The organism is Roseobacter sp. CCS2, from assembly GCF_000169435.1.
Lineage (GTDB): Bacteria > Pseudomonadota > Alphaproteobacteria > Rhodobacterales > Rhodobacteraceae > Yoonia.
In genome coordinates this window covers 1,169,203-1,184,484 of record NZ_AAYB01000001.1, presented here as the reverse complement: position 1 = coordinate 1,184,484, position 15,282 = coordinate 1,169,203, and the positions used below count along the sequence as shown (strand labels likewise).

The following is a 15,282-nucleotide window of genomic DNA, read 5'->3' as shown; positions in this document are numbered from 1 at the left end:
ACGACGCCAGTGGTTGGGAACCGTTTTCATGCGTCAGGTTCCGTTCTTGGCGTGTGCTATGTTGTGAGGAATGTCTTGCAGGCCGCAATATTCTAGGGCCTCATCCGGAATTTTTGTGGCATAGTCAGCCCCTGTAAGCGCCGTTACATCGTTAATCGTCTCAACGTCCAGAATGGTGCCACCAACCACCACTGGCGGTGAACGATCCGTCGAATTTTTCACAACATCAACAATACGGCGCAACGATTCAAGCGTTTCACCGCGCGATGATGATATAAATACGCTGTGGTATTTAGTACGCTGAATGCGTTCTGCAATATCTTCTGATCTACAGCCCAAAAGCAGCTTTACGGAAAAGCCTTTGCGGCGCAGTTGGCTGGTCAGAACGATCGCGCCAAGGGTATGATAGACATCTTGCAGAACGATCAAAAGGATTGAAGGCGCACCCGGTGCCGCCGCATTATCGCTGGCCCAGTTTGGGCCCAATTCGCGCATCATGGCCTGCAGGCGTGATACGCCAATTGTCACGCTGGCAAAGCTAAGTTGGTCTTCACACCAGCGATCGCCCATGTCACGGGCGATGGCAGGTATGTAGACATCAGCCAATTCCTCTGGTGATGTACCTTTTGCCAAAGATGCTTTGACTGCGCGACGGCATGCAGTGGCATCAGGATTGAGTGCCGCTGTTTTGAGTTGCAAGTAAAGCGTTTCGTCTAGTTTTGGTTGAACGGTATCATCGACAACAGCCGCCGTGATACGACGCTTTGCCACTTCTGGCACAGCACTTTCCTTTTTAGCGTCAAAGTTTTGACGGTCGGCCATCTATGGGTCCTCTGACTGAATCAATGCCGAAAGGCGTCTTTTACAGCAGTTGCAGCATTCTCGTAGGTGGGTGCATGAATGTCAAAGCAAATTGACATAGATCAAGCAGTAGTCAGCGTATGATATGAAAAAAACCTTATAATATTATGCTTTAGCGCCCTTATCCGGCCCACATACCCTGCGTCAACGAGTCCGGCATAAAGTGTAACTTAAAGTTGACACATGCCCATTTTGCCTCATATTCTTGACACAAGAAGCTGTCAGGGACTCCTTACATGGCAATCGCCAGTACTCATACGAGCAGCGTGCAAGCGCTTGGTCGACGTCTGTATTCAGACGCTGAAAGGGCCCGTCGCGATGCCACGAAATGGACCCTTGTTCAGGGCCTTTTAGCCCCGTTTCAGTTTGTTGTTTTTCTGATCTCTTTAGCGCTTGTGATCCGCTATCTTCTGACCGGTACTGGATATGATGTTGCAACCCTTTCTATCGTCATCAAAACGGGTGTTTTGTTGTTGATCATGGTAACCGGTGCGATCTGGGAAAAAGTGGTCTTTGGGCAGTATCTGTTCGCACCCGCATTCTTTTGGGAAGACGTGTTCAGCTTTGCGGTTATCGCATTGCATTTGTTATATGTTTTTGCCCTTTTGACGGACGCGATGTCGCCCGCTGGCCTGATGTATTTGGCGCTGACGGCCTATACCGCTTACGTCATCAACGCCGCCCAATTTGTCTGGAAATTGCGCCTCGCCAGACTGGACGCAGAGGCACGCGCATGAACGTACCTTTACCCCCCGCAAACGGCGGTTGCCGTACCACACCTGTTCTTAAGGAACGGGGCCAGCGCGAGGTGTTTTGTGGCCTTACCGGGATCATCTGGTTGCACCGCAAAATGCAGGACGCATTTTTTCTTGTCGTCGGGTCCCGGACCTGTGCGCATCTGCTGCAATCCGCGGCTGGTGTGATGATCTTTGCCGAACCGCGATTCGGTACAGCGATTCTGGAAGAACAGGATTTGGCCGGCATGGCGGACGCCCATGTCGAGCTGGATCGCGAAGTTGAAAAGCTTTTGTCGCGCCGTCCTGACATCCGGCAGCTATTTTTGGTGGGGTCATGCCCCTCCGAGGTGATCAAGATTGATCTGGCCCGCGCCGCAGAGCGTTTGAGCCAGGTTCATGCGCCTCATGTCCGCGTACTGAATTACTCTGGTTCGGGTATTGAGACGACGTTCACCGAAGGGGAAGACGCCTGTCTTGCTTCGATGGTGCCAGTTTTGAAAGACACCCAAGAACGAGAACTGCTGGTTGTCGGTGCCCTGCCCGACGTTGTCGAAGACCAGATGGTTTCGTTGTTGACCGATATGGGCGTCGGTCCGATCCGCTTGCTTCCAGCGCGCCGGATTGATGACACGACCGCCGTTGGTCAGAATACCGTCTTTGCCCTCACCCAGCCATTCCTTGGCGACACCCATGCCGAACTTGAACGCCGTGGCGCACGCCATCTTGCAGCGCCCTTCCCGTTTGGCGACGAAGGCACGACCGCTTGGTTGCGGGCGATTGCCGTTGAATTTGGTGTCAGCGAAGAAACGTTTGAGGCAGTCACCGCCGCCCCCCGCGCCCGTGCCCGCAAGGCGATTGCCCAAGCGGCAGAGGCGTTGCGCGGCAAGTCAGTTTTCTTCTTCCCTGACAGCCAGCTTGAAATTCCCCTCGCACGGTTCCTAACCCGTGAATGCGGGATGACCGCTGTGGAGGTAGGCAGCCCTTATATTCACGATGCGCTGCATGGTCCTGACTTGGATTTGCTACCGGCCGGTCCGCAGATTTCCGAAGGGCAGGATGTTGATAAGCAGTTAGAGCGGGCGCGTGCAGCCCGCCCCGATCTGACGGTCTGCGGTCTTGGTCTGGCCAACCCGCTAGAGGCCGAAGGCCTGTCCACCAAATGGGCCATCGAATTGGTTTTCACGCCTGTGCATTTCTACGAACAGGCAGGTGATCTTGCTGGTCTCTTCTCACGGCCACTGCGCCGCAAGTCAGTCCTCCAGATGGAGGCTGTCGAATGAAGCTGACCGTCTGGACATACGAAGGCCCGCCACATGTTGGCGCGATGCGCGTTGCAACTGCGATGAAGGGTTTGCACTATGTTCTGCACGCCCCGCAGGGTGACACCTACGCCGATCTTTTGTTCACGATGATCGAACGGCGCAACCATCGCCCGCCTGTCAGCTACACAACGTTCCAAGCGCGTGATTTGGGTGCCGATACGGCGACCCTATTCAAAACCTCCTGCCAAGATGCGGTGGACCGGTTTGATCCTGAGGCAATCATTGTGGGTGCGTCCTGCACTGCCGAACTGATCCAAGATGATCCAGCGGGTCTGGCGGAAACGATGGGGCTGTCCATACCGGTTATCCCCCTCGAACTACCCAGCTACAGCCGCAAGGAAAACTTCGGCGCGGATGAGGCATTTTATCAGATCGTCAAAAGCCTGAGCAAACCGCAAGAGCGCACCAAGCGCGTAACCTGCAACATCCTCGGCCCCACTGCGCTGGGCTTTCGCGCCCGTGACGACGTGGAAGAATTGACCGGGTTGTTGTCCGACATGGGCATCGACGTGAATGTCGTTGCCCCTTTGAACGCAACGCCATCTGATATTGCACGCCTCCCAGCGGCGCATTTCAACGTGTTGCTATCGCCTGAAACGGGTGAGGCTGCGGCGCGGTTCTTGGAAAAGAACCACAACCAGCCGTTCACAAAAGTCGTCCCGATTGGCGTTGGTGCGACGCGCGATTTCATCGACGAAGTTGCAGTAATAACTGGCGTCACTGGCCGTCCAGATGAAACGCGCCTGCGCATGCCGTGGTGGTCGCGGTCCGTGGACAGCACCTACCTGACTGGCAAACGCGTCTTTATCTTTGGTGACGGCACCCACGTTGCGGCCCACGCCCGGATTGCCCGTGACGAGATGGGTTTCGAAGTCGTCGGCATCGGGTGCTATAACCGCGAAATGGCCCGACCTATCCGGGCGCTGGCCAAGGAATACGGCGTCGATGCGCTGATCACCGATGACTATCTGGAGGTTGAAGCCGCGATTGAGCGTCTCAGCCCCGAAATGATTCTTGGCACCCAGATGGAACGCCATATCGGCAAGCGTCTGGGTATTCCCTGTGCTGTGATCTCTGCGCCCGTGCATGTGCAGGATTTCCCGGCACGTTATTCGCCTCAAGTGGGTTTTGAAGGTGCGAATGTCATTTTCGATACGCTGATCCATCCGCTTGTCATGGGGCTGGAAGAACACTTGCTGACGATGTTCCGCGATGACTTTGAATTCCATGATGACGCAGGCCCCAGCCACCACGGCGGCAAGGCTAAAGCAAAGGTCGATGATGCCCCGGCTGAACGGGTTCAGCCTCAGGATGACAATGTGATCTGGCTGTCAGACGCCGAAAAAGAGCTCAAGAAAATTCCGTTCTTTGTGCGGGGTAAAGCGCGCCGCAATACTGAGACGTTTGCAATGGAAAAAGGGCTGCACGAAATTAGCCTCGATACGCTTTATGAAGCAAAGGCCCATTATGCGCGATGAGGTGATCCATAGGCCCTACCGCGTGGTGATTGTCACGCTGGATGCCCATGCGGCAGGTCCTGCTTTGCGCGTGTCATCGCGTTTGGCACCTGATTTCCCAGGGCTAGAAGTTCAGGTTCTGGCAGCTGCGGAATGGTCTGAATGCCCAAAAGCTTTGGAACAGGCGCAAAAGGCTGTGGCGCAGGGCGATATCATCATCGCCAACCTGCTGTTCCTTGAAGAACACGTCAAAGCGATCTTGCCCGCAATGCAAGCGCGCCGTGATACCTGCGATGCGATGCTGGGCGTGATTGCCGATGCCGAAATCGTCAAGCTGACCCGCATGGGTGACTTGGATATGTCCAAGCCTGCCAGTGGCGCGATGGCATTGCTGAAGAAACTGCGCGGCTCGTCCAAGGCATCTGCCAACAGCGGTGCCAAGCAGATGAAAACGCTGCGCCGGTTACCTAAAATCCTGAAACTGATCCCAGGCAAGGCGCAGGATCTGCGCGCCTGGTTCCTGTCCATGCAGTATTGGCTGGGCGGGTCTGACGATAACGTCGAACAGATGATCCGGTTCTTGATCGGGCGCTATGCGACGCGGCCTGATTGGCAAGGTGCGCAGGCTGATTTGCCGATCGAATACCCGGATGTTGGCCTTTATCACCCTGATCTGCCGGGGCATCACATTGTCACGGATTTGAACGATCTGCCTGCCCCCGCCGCCCCTGTCGCGACGGTTGGTTTGCTGATGTTGCGGTCTTATATCCTTGCCTCTGACTGCGCCCATTATGATGCGGTTATCCGGTCGTTTGAGGCGAAGGGCATGCGCGTGATCCCTGCATTTGCGGGTGGCCTTGATGGGCGTCCGGCGATTGAAGGTTATTTCCAAGGCCGCGTTGACGCGATGGTATCACTAACCGGATTTTCCCTGATTGGTGGTCCGGCATATAATGACAGCGACGCCGCTGTTGCGTTGCTAGAAAAACTGGATGTGCCATATATCGCGGCACAGCCGTTGGAGTTTCAAACGCTGGGTCAATGGGCGGGTAGCGGTCAGGGCCTCGGTCCGATTGAAACCACAATGCTGGTCGCCTTGCCCGAGATTGACGGCGCGACGAACCCCACAGTTTTCGCCGGTCGTCACGGTGTTGATGGATGTAATGGTTGCGCCAAAGCATGCGCGGCTCAGTCAGATTGCAAAGCTATGGCGCCTTGCCATGAACGCATTACCAGCTTGACTGAAAAGACGCTGCGCCTTGCCCAACTGCGCCGCAAGCGCAATGCCACCAAAAAGGTTGGCGTTGTCCTGTTTGGCTTTCCGCCCAACGCAGGCGCTGTTGGTACGGCTGCGTATCTGAGTGTGTTTGAAAGCCTGCATAATACGCTGACGTGTATGAAGTCCGATGGCTACAGTGTCGATGTGCCTGATACCGTCGGTGACTTGCGTGCGATGATCTTGCAAGGCAACGCTGCGCAATATGGCCAGCAGGCGAATGTCGCGGCCCATGTTGATGCCGATAGCATCGTGCGCACATCGCCACATCTGGCAGAGGTTGAGGCCGTTTGGGGGCCGGCCCCCGGGAAAATCCAGTCGGACGGGCGCGGTGTTTATGTGCTGGGCCATCACTTTGGCAACGTATTTGTCGGCGTGCAGCCCGCCTTTGGGTACGAGGGCGATCCAATGCGATTGCTCTTTGAAAAAGGGTTCGCCCCGACCCATGCGTTCGTCACGTTTTATCAGTGGCTGCGTGATACATTCATGGCAGATGTTGTGCTGCATTTCGGGATGCATGGCGCGCTGGAATTTATGCCCGGCAAACAGGCCGGTTTGGGCGCACAGGATTGGCCGGATCGCCTGATTGGTGAGATGCCGAACGTGTATCTTTATGCCGCCAATAACCCGTCCGAGGCGACACTGGCCAAGCGCCGTTCAAATGCGGTGACGATCACCCATTTGACGCCACCGTTGACGACCGCCGGTCTATATAAAGGGCTGGCTGAGTTGAAAGACAGCCTGACCCGCTGGCGCGAAATGGCCGCTGAGGATGATCAGCGCGGCGATCTGGAACAGTTGATCCGCGATCAGGCCAATGCGGTTGATATGAACGCGCGCGATATTGATAAGCTGTGGTTGAAGCTGTTGGAGACCGAAGGTTCGCTGATTACTGAAGGTCTGCATGTTGTGGGCAAGCCGCTGTCAGGCGCTGCCCGTGCAGACATGATGCGGTTGATGCCTGAAGGCGAAGCGGCTGATAACGCGGCTGAACTGCTGAAAGAAGACCACGAACTGCCGGCGTTGATGCGTGCGCTGTCCGGGCATTTCATACCGCCCGTTCCAGGTGGTGACCTGATCCGGTCGCCGCAGATTGTGCCGACGGGCCGTAATATTCATGCGTTTGATCCGTTCCGCATGCCAACCGCCTTTGCAATGTCTGAGGGCAAAAAGCAGGCCGACCTGCTGTTGGAAACTCACGCCAGCCTGCCGCGTACTGTGGCGCTGGTGTTATGGGGGTCTGATAACATCAAGTCCGATGGCGGACCGATTGGGCAGGCCTTGTCATTGATGGGGGCCAAGCCGCGGTTTGACAGCTTTGGTCGGTTGGCTGGTGCTGATTTGATCCCATTGGCGAAACTGGGCCGTCCACGCATCGACGTCGTGATGACCCTGTCCGGTATTTTCCGTGATCTGCTGCCATTGCAAACCCGCATGTTGGCCGAGGCAGCCTTGAAATGCGCCATGGCCGATGAACCGTTGGAGCAGAACTTTGTCCGCGCCCATGCGCTGGCCTATGCCGACGAGATGGGCTGCGATTTGGAAACCGCTGCTTTGCGCGTGTTCTCGAACGCGGAAGGTGCTTATGGGTCCAATGTGAACCAGTTGGTTGATAGCTCTGCCTTTGGTGATGAGGATGAATTGGCGGACGCCTATGAGGCGCGTAAATCCTTTGCTTACGGTGTGAACGGTAAGGCGGCAAAGAATCCTGCATTACTACAGAAAGCGTTGAAAGACGTTGATCTGGCCTATCAGAATTTAGAGTCGGTCGAGCTGGGTGTGACAACTGTCGACCATTATTTTGATACGCTTGGCGGGATTTCCCGTGCGGTGAAACGTGCCAAAGGTGGCGAAAGCGCCCCGGTGTATATCGGTGACCAAACACGCGGGTCCGCAAAGGTGCGGACATTGCAGGATCAGGTCGCACTTGAGACGCGTAGCCGCAGCCTGAATCCGAAATTCTATGAAGCCTTGCTAAACCATGGCCACGAGGGTGTGCGGCAGATCGAGGCGCATGTGACCAATACGCTGGGTTGGTCAGCGACCACCGGCGAGGTGGAGCCTTGGGTCTATCAGCGCCTGTCAGAGACATTTGTTTTAGACGCAGAAATGCGCGAACGGCTGGCGGCATTGAACCCGCAGGCGTCGATGCGCATGGCGAACCGCCTGCTGGAAGCGTCTGATCGCGAATATTGGGCACCTGACGAAGACACGCTCGCCGCCCTGCAAGATGCAGCGGATGCGCTGGAAGATCGTATGGAAGGGGTGGCTGCGGAATGACTATGACCATCAGGTTTTGCGCCTCTTTGAGGCGCCAGAGTGGGGGCGCTGCCCCCGTCGCTGCGCGCCTCCCCCGAGGTATTTTTGAACATGAGAAGATGGGGACAATCCCCAATAATGAAAGGAGGCTCGCATGAGCCCCAGAGATGATGTCCCGAACCTACGTGGCCAAGACGGTGAAGGATCCGTTCAGGTGCACCAGCCCGAAGATGCGAAGATCGAAGGCGCGAAGGTGTTTTCGGTTTATGGTAAGGGTGGGATTGGTAAATCGACGACCTCTTCCAACTTGTCCGCTGCTTTTTCGATGTTGGGCAAGCGCGTATTGCAGATTGGCTGTGATCCCAAGCATGACAGCACATTTACGCTGACCGGATCGCTGGTGCCGACGGTGATTGATATCCTCAAAGAAGTCGATTTCCATTCCGAGGAGCTGCGCCCTGAAGACTTCATCTTTGACGGCTTCAATGGTGTAAAATGCGTCGAGGCCGGTGGCCCGCCTGCTGGTACCGGTTGTGGTGGTTATGTTGTTGGGCAGACGGTGAAGCTGCTGAAACAGCACCATCTGCTGGAAGATACCGACGTCGTGATCTTTGATGTCTTGGGTGACGTGGTGTGTGGTGGTTTTGCGGCCCCGTTGCAGCATGCTGACCGGGCGTTGATTGTGACTGCGAATGACTTTGATAGCATCTATGCGATGAACCGGATTATTGCGGCCGTTCAAGCGAAATCGGCCAACTATAAGGTTCGCCTTGCGGGTTGCGTGGCGAACCGCAGTCGTGAAACCGATGAGGTGGATCGCTATTGCAACACGGTTGGCTTTAACCGCATTGCCCATATGCCTGATCTGGATGCGATCCGCCGCAGCCGTTTGAAGAAAAAGACGCTGTTTGAGATGGATGACGAGGAAGACATCGTTCAGGTTCGTAAGGAATACATCCGTCTGGCTGAAACGCTTTGGAACGGGACCGAGCCTTTGGCGCCTGCCCCCCTGCCTGATCGCGAAATCTTTGAACTGCTTGGGTTTGACTAATGGCTGACTACGCCGCCACACGTGACCGGGTCGAGCATTATTTCGACCGTTCCGCCACCAAGGTTTGGGAGCGTCTGACATCGGACGCGCCCGTGTCTGGTGTGCGCGCAACGGTACGTGCGGGGCGTGACAAGATGCGCGCACTGATGTTGGCGCAACTGCCAGAAGATTTGCGCGGCGCGCGGGTTTTGGATGCCGGTTGTGGCACAGGTGCTATGGCGGTGGAACTGGCCCAACGCGGGGCTGATGTGGTTGCCGTCGATATCTCGCCTGCTTTGGTCGGGATTGCTGAACAGCGGATGCCTGCGAATTTGGCCGGACATATCACTTGGGTTGCTGGCGATATGCTGGAAGCGACGAACGGTATGTTCGATCACGCGCTGGCGATGGATTCGATGATTTATTACAGCGCACCGGATATCGCCGCCCTTCTGGGAAGGGCCAGTTCGCGGATCAATGGCAAGTTTGTCTTTACACTACCGCCGCGCACGCCTGCGCTGATGGCGATGTGGCGTGTGGGTAAGTTATTCCCGCGTGCGGACCGCAGCCCGATGATGATCCCGCAGACAACAGCAGGCGTTGCCAATGAGCTGCGCAATGCAAGCATCAAAGGGCGGTTGGTTGAAGTCGACCGTGTGAAGTCTGGTTTCTACATTTCCAACGCTCTGGTCTTCGAGGGTAAAATCTCATGATCTTCAAAGCCTCATCCCTCAAAAAGATATCAGTTGATCTGCTGCCGTTCAGTGATGCGGTCAGTGATGATCTGCCGCTGGGCCAATTGCTGCGCCTATCCTTGTTCCAAGTTTCGGTGGGCATGGCGGCTGTTATGCTACTAGGTACGCTGAACCGGGTGATGATTGTTGAGCTGAACATCGGCGCAATGCTGGTCGCGGCGATGATTGCTTTGCCGGTTTTGGTCGCACCCTTGCGCGCGCTGGTTGGGTATAAATCTGATAACTACAAATCTGCGATTGGGTGGAAGCGTATTCCATACCTTTGGCTGGGCACGATGTGGCAGTTCGGTGGTCTGGCGATTATGCCAATGGCGCTGTTGGTGCTGTCTGGTGATCGCACGCTGGACTTTCCGATTGCGGGTTATGTTGGCGCGGCCCTAGCGTTTTTGATGACGGGTTTTGGCATGCACATGACGCAGACAGCTGGTCTGGCGTTGGCAGCGGATCGAGCGACCGAAGAAACGCGGCCAAAGGTTGTGGCTTTGCTTTATGTCATGAACCTTGTGGGCATGGCCGTTGCAGCCGTGCTGATTGGTGCTTTGCTGCGTGATTATTCCGCGCTGCGTTTGGTGCAGGTTGTGCAGGGCACGGCTGTCGTCACGTTGCTTTTGAACCTGATTGCCCTGTGGAAGCAGGAAAAGGTCAAACCGATGACCAAGGCAGAGCGCGCCGAAGCCAGTCCCACTTTCCGCGATGCTTGGAAAGACTTGGCCGCAGGCGGTGATGCGGGTCGCCTGTTGGCGGTGGTGTTCATCGGGACCATGGCGTTCAACATGCAAGATGTGTTGTTGGAACCCTATGGCGGTGAAATTTTGGGACTGTCCGTGTCTGCCACAACATTGCTGACGGCGATGTGGGCTGGTGGGGCGCTGATTGCCTTTGGCTTTGCAGCGCGCTGGTTGGCTAAGGGCATGGATCCGTTTCGCATGTGCGCCCGGGGTATCCTTGCTGGTATCCTCGCGTTCTGCGCGGTGATCTTTTCAGCGCCCGTTGGATCACCTGCCTTGTTTTATCTTGGTGCGGCCCTCATCGGTTTCGGAGGCGGCCTTTTCGGCGTCTCGACTCTGACCGCCGCCATGACAATGCCCACGCTTGGCAATGCCGGTCGTGGTTTGGCCCTTGGTGCCTGGGGGGCTGCGCAAGCCACCGGTGCGGGGCTGTCCATCTTTATCGGGGGCGCCTTGCGCGACCTTGTGAACCATGCCGCTGGGAACGGCACCTTGGGAGAGGCGCTCGCCACGCCTGCCACGGGCTATTCGGTCGTTTATCACACCGAAATTGGCCTTTTATTCCTAACCCTCATTGTGCTGGGGCCGCTTGTGCGGCTGCGGCCAATCAATGCGCGGGGGTCTGCCAAGCTGGGATTGGCAGATTTCCCGACCTAACCACCGAAAGGAAAACAAAATGGTTGGTGTAGAATTTTTTGGAGACTTCGATCTGGCGAGCGCAGCAATTTGGCTCTTCTGGATCTTTTTTGCGGGGCTTGTCTATTATCTGCAAACGGAAAATATGCGCGAAGGCTATCCTTTGCGCGACGACGATGATGGCGTACCAGCGAACGAAAGCTTGTTTCCTTTGCCAAAGGAAAAGACCTTCAAACTGCGTGATGGGCGTGGTGAGCTGACAGTGCCCTCGCGTGAATACGAAGAAGGCAAAATGCGGGGTGATCTGGCCTTGGCGCAGTCTTCTGCGTCGAGCGGTTCTCCTTGGATTCCAACAGGTGATCCGATGGTTGATGGTGTCGGCCCCGCCGCTTGGGCGCCGCGCCGCGATGAGCCAGAGTTGGACGCACATGGTCACGTCAAGATCAAACCAATGGCCGGTTTGGAAGACTTCAAGGTGTCTGCCGGTCGTGATCCGCGTGGAAAGCCTGTCGTCGGTCGTGACGGCGAGGTCGTTGGCCGTGTCACAGATATGTGGGTTGATGTGCCAGAGCAGATGGTCCGCTTTCTGACTGTTGATCTGAACCCCGAAGGTTCAGGTAAAACACGCCTGATCCCCATGAATATGGCCAAGATCGGTACAGACCGTGTGGTCGTGCGGTCGCTGATGGCCAGCAATTGGGACAACGTACCTACAACCAAAAGCATGGAGCAGGTCACCCTGCTCGAGGAAGACAAGATCATGGCGTATTACGCCGGCGGCACGATGTACGCCTCCTGATCTATACGATGAACGAATAGGTGATCCCGGCCAGCCACCGGGGCCACCAAGATAAAAGCGAGGGAATGTGCCATGAGCCACGACGATTTTAACTTTGAACCGATCCGGGGACTGCCTGAGCAGTTGCCAGAAGGGGAACATATCTTGTGGCAAGGCGCCCCTGATCCACGCCGTCTGGCGCGCGAGGCTTTAGGTGTGCGTTGGGTCATGGGTTACTTTGCCTTGCTTGCCTTCTGGCGTGTTGGGGTTTCATCCGCTGATGCACCTTTTGGCATTGCATTGATGCATGGTGTCCCCTTTATCCTGTCCGGCATTGTCGCTTGCGGCATTCTGTATGGCATCGCTTACGTCCAAGCGCGTTCGACCGTTTACACGCTGACAAACAAGCGGGTGGCGATGCGGATTGGTGCGGCACTCACCATGACGCTGAACTTGCCCTATACTTGGATCGGGACAGCGAAACTGGACCTTAAATCATCCGGCCACGGCACGCTGGCGTTTGAACTGATCGGTGAAACCCGGATTTCCTATCTCATGTCCTGGCCGCATGTCCGGCCGTGGCGCATGGCGCGGGCCCAGCCAGCGCTGCGCTGCATCCCGGATGCCGAAAGTGTCGCCCGTATCTTTGCAGAAGCGGCAGAAACCCGCATTTCCGAACCACGCATTGAACGCGTCAGCCAACAAGACGGCAATGCCGTCGCAGCGGAGTAAGCATCATGTCACAACTTGAACAACAAATGCGTCACCGCGACAAAGAAATGGTCCCTCGGATCTTGGTGCAGGCGATGTTTGCCCTGATGGCGGCCAGCCTTGCTATTGTCGCTTATGCGCAATGGTTTGACGTGCCAAACCGGGGTGTGCTGGTCGAAGCACCTATCGTGCAATCGCTTGCGGTTGTGATGGAAGGCGACCGCAGCGGTATCTACGAGGTCAGCATACTTGATGGCACGCTTATTGCATCATCGTCAGACGAAAAGGCCGGTTTCTTGGGTGTGATCGGACGCGTGATTGACCGCGAGCGCTTTAAGAACAACGTGACCGGGGACGCCCCGGTTCAGGTGGTGCGCCGCGAGAATGGCAATATCGCCATCATTGACGACACCACTGATTTACGAGTCGAACTGATCGGATACGGCAAAGATAACGTGGCAGCTTTTGCCAAGCTGCTTGATTGAAACCGTGCGCGGGTTAGCCCCCTGCGCCTAATGTGAAAGGGAACTCACATGGGACTATTTTTAAGAGAGAAAGAAACCGCGCCATGCACGGTGACAATCTCGCATCGTTTTGAAGAACTGTCTGCGCATGTCCGGTTGGACAACGGCGCGGTCATCAACCCCGGTGACACTGTACAGGTTCAAGGACCAGAGATCATGGCCGCTTTTGGCGAAATGATCGAAGAGCAGCGCACCGCTGTGATCACCCGCGCGTCCAAGATCGAACAAATGTGGACCCGTGCAACAGGTGATTTTGAATTCATGGAACTGTGTGAATTCTCATTCAGCGAAGAGGTGATGTCATGAATATGCACTCATCCACAGCCGCCACCGCAGAAGAGGCTATTGCCGCGCAAGAGGCCCTGCCGCCGCTGACCAATGAAGAAGCAACGCAAGTTGCGATGTCGAACACGCTACTGACCCCGCGTTTCTACACCACTGATTTTGATGAGATGGACGCGATTGATGTATCCTCTGTCCGCGATGAATGGGACGTGCTGATTGCTCAAATGAAGGCCGACCCCAACAAGGGTCACTTCAAAAAGAACGAAGATTGGGACGACGTTGATTGGGACGGGATGGAGCCCGCATTGAAAGCGGAATTCATTGATTTCCTGATTTCCAGCTGTACCGCCGAATTTTCGGGCTGTGTGCTGTATAAAGAGATGAAACGCCGCGGATCGAATGAGGACATCACAACGCTGTTCCAGCTGATGGCCCGTGATGAGGCCCGCCATGCTGGTTTCATCAACGATGCGCTGCGCGAGGCTGGCATTGCCGTAAACCTCGGGTTCCTGACGCAAGCGAAGAAGTACACCTACTTCCGCCCCAAGTTCATCTATTACGCGACTTATCTGTCTGAAAAGATCGGCTATGCCCGCTACATCACCATCTTCCGCCATCTGGAAAAGCACCCAGAAATGCGATTCCACCCTATTTTCAAGTGGTTCCGCGAATGGTGCAACGATGAGTTTTCGCATGGAGAGGCATTTGCCCTGCTGTTGAAGACCGATCCACAATTGACCGAAGGCCGAATAAACAAGCTTTGGATCAAGTTCTTCCTCACAGCGGTCTTTTCGACCATGTGGGTACGTGATCACCAACGTCCTGAGTTCCACAAGGCGCTGGGCGTTGATCCAAAGTGGTACGGTCAAGAAGTGTTCCGCGTCACGTCAGAAATCACAACACAGGTGTTCCCGATGACTTTGGACATCAATCACCCGCGTTGGGAACCAACTTTGAACCGCATGCAGGATGCCAATGTGCAGATCGCAGCAGGCCGCAAGCAAGGTGGCGTTGGTGGTTGGGTCAAGCGGATGGCGGGGTCGGCAAAAGCTGGTTTTGCGTTTGTTTCGCTTTTGACCATTCCTGTTCACAAGAATGCGGTGCCTGATAGCCCCCGTTTGGAGCCTGCCTACTAATGACATCGCCTTGGATCGCATCGCTGATTGCTATTTTCGTCTGGTGGTTTTCCACCGGGGCGATTTTGGTGGCGGTGCGCCGGGCGGATCGTTTGGGCACGCATGGGATGACCGTGTTTATGGGTCTACCTTTGCTGGCGCTGGGCGTTTGGGCGGTTTCGGCATCTTTGGATGATGCTACAGTCTTTGGCGCTTACGTTGGTTTTGCTGGCGCTTTGGCGATTTGGGGCTGGATTGAACTTGCTTTTCTTGCAGGCGTCATCACTGGCCCGCAGCGGGATGAATGCCCACCCGGTCTGATCGGGCGCGACCGGTTTTTCCGTGCCTTTCAGACGGTAGCCTATCACGAATTGGCACTTGTCCTGGGGCTTTGGGGCCTTGTGATTGCGTCGGATGGTGCGGCCAACCGTATTGCCCTGGCAACCTATCTGGTGCTGTTTCTCGCGCGTATTTCGGCCAAGCTGAACCTGTTTTATGGGGTGCCACGGATCAACACGGAATTTGTGCCAGACAAGCTATCGCATCTGAAATCATACTTTCGGCGCGGCCCGGTAACGCTTGCCTTCCCAGCGGCGATCACCCTGCTGACTGCATTGTTGGCGGTTTGCGCCGAACGATTGTGGACCGCCGGATCGGACGTCACGATCGTCGGCTTTGCCTTACTGACCGCAATGGCGGGCCTTGCCTTGCTTGAACACTGGCTGATGGTGGTGCCGCTGCCTGATGCGAAACTCTGGCGTTGGATGCTTCCTGCGCCGAAAACGATGACCAAAGAAGAAAGATAAGA

14 protein-coding genes are annotated in these 15,282 nt (G+C 55.8%); 13 read left to right on the top strand and 1 reads right to left on the bottom strand.

The window, feature by feature from the left end; all coding sequences use genetic code 11:
• Nucleotides 1-33 precede the first annotated feature (33 nt).
• The gene (locus RCCS2_RS06030) at nt 34-822 is read right to left on the bottom strand and encodes a cobalamin B12-binding domain-containing protein (RefSeq protein WP_008232287.1); all 789 of its coding nucleotides are present in this window, start codon (nt 820-822) and stop codon (nt 34-36) included.
• 275 nt (nt 823-1,097) lie between these two features.
• Here RCCS2_RS06030 and bchF point away from each other — a divergent pair, with 275 nt between their 5' ends.
• The 13 genes from bchF (at nt 1,098) to puhE (ending at nt 15,280) form a co-directional block, all read left to right on the top strand.
• Nucleotides 1,098-1,598 (top strand): 2-vinyl bacteriochlorophyllide hydratase, encoded by a 501-nt coding sequence (gene bchF / locus RCCS2_RS06025; RefSeq protein ID WP_008232286.1) that lies wholly within the window; start codon nt 1,098-1,100, stop codon nt 1,596-1,598.
• On the top strand, nt 1,595-2,878 hold the full coding sequence (locus RCCS2_RS06020) for a ferredoxin:protochlorophyllide reductase (ATP-dependent) subunit N (RefSeq protein WP_008232285.1): 1,284 nt from the start codon (nt 1,595-1,597) through the stop codon (nt 2,876-2,878). Before bchF ends, RCCS2_RS06020 begins: the two co-directional genes overlap by 4 nt.
• Nucleotides 2,875-4,398, top strand: a complete 1,524-nt coding sequence (gene bchB / locus RCCS2_RS06015; protein ID WP_008232284.1) for a ferredoxin:protochlorophyllide reductase (ATP-dependent) subunit B — start codon at nt 2,875-2,877, stop codon at nt 4,396-4,398. Before RCCS2_RS06020 ends, bchB begins: the two co-directional genes overlap by 4 nt.
• Nucleotides 4,388-7,933 carry a magnesium chelatase subunit H gene (locus RCCS2_RS06010; RefSeq protein WP_008232283.1) on the top strand — a complete coding sequence of 1,182 codons (3,546 nt, stop codon included), beginning with the start codon at nt 4,388-4,390 and terminating at the stop codon, nt 7,931-7,933. Before bchB ends, RCCS2_RS06010 begins: the two co-directional genes overlap by 11 nt.
• 133 nt (nt 7,934-8,066) lie before the next feature.
• Complete coding sequence (bchL, locus tag RCCS2_RS06005; RefSeq protein WP_008232282.1) at nt 8,067-8,963, top strand: ferredoxin:protochlorophyllide reductase (ATP-dependent) iron-sulfur ATP-binding protein; 897 nt, start codon at nt 8,067-8,069, stop codon at nt 8,961-8,963.
• The gene (bchM, locus tag RCCS2_RS06000; protein WP_008232281.1) at nt 8,963-9,655 is read left to right on the top strand and encodes a magnesium protoporphyrin IX methyltransferase; all 693 of its coding nucleotides are present in this window, start codon (nt 8,963-8,965) and stop codon (nt 9,653-9,655) included. The genes bchL and bchM overlap by 1 nt, the downstream gene beginning before the upstream one ends.
• Nucleotides 9,652-11,082 (top strand): PucC family protein, encoded by a 1,431-nt coding sequence (locus RCCS2_RS05995; protein WP_008232279.1) that lies wholly within the window; start codon nt 9,652-9,654, stop codon nt 11,080-11,082. The genes bchM and RCCS2_RS05995 overlap by 4 nt, the downstream gene beginning before the upstream one ends.
• A 19-nt stretch (nt 11,083-11,101) precedes the next feature.
• Entirely contained in the window at nt 11,102-11,860 is a 759-nt protein-coding gene (gene puhA / locus RCCS2_RS05990) for a photosynthetic reaction center subunit H (protein ID WP_008232271.1), read from the top strand.
• Nucleotides 11,861-11,932: 72 nt separating this feature from the next.
• A complete protein-coding gene (gene puhB, locus RCCS2_RS05985) occupies nt 11,933-12,571 on the top strand; it encodes a photosynthetic complex putative assembly protein PuhB (protein ID WP_008232269.1) in 639 nt (212 codons plus the stop codon).
• A gap of 5 nt (nt 12,572-12,576) precedes the next feature.
• A complete protein-coding gene (gene puhC / locus RCCS2_RS05980; protein WP_008232268.1) occupies nt 12,577-13,035 on the top strand; it encodes a photosynthetic complex assembly protein PuhC in 459 nt (152 codons plus the stop codon).
• A 48-nt stretch (nt 13,036-13,083) separates the two neighbouring features.
• The gene (locus tag RCCS2_RS05975; RefSeq protein ID WP_050770778.1) at nt 13,084-13,380 is read left to right on the top strand and encodes a hypothetical protein; all 297 of its coding nucleotides are present in this window, start codon (nt 13,084-13,086) and stop codon (nt 13,378-13,380) included.
• Entirely contained in the window at nt 13,377-14,495 is a 1,119-nt protein-coding gene (gene acsF, locus RCCS2_RS05970; RefSeq protein WP_008232264.1) for a magnesium-protoporphyrin IX monomethyl ester (oxidative) cyclase, read from the top strand. Before RCCS2_RS05975 ends, acsF begins: the two co-directional genes overlap by 4 nt.
• A complete protein-coding gene (gene puhE / locus RCCS2_RS05965; RefSeq protein WP_008232263.1) occupies nt 14,495-15,280 on the top strand; it encodes a putative photosynthetic complex assembly protein PuhE in 786 nt (261 codons plus the stop codon). Before acsF ends, puhE begins: the two co-directional genes overlap by 1 nt.
• The last annotated feature ends 2 nt before the right edge of the window (nt 15,281-15,282 follow it).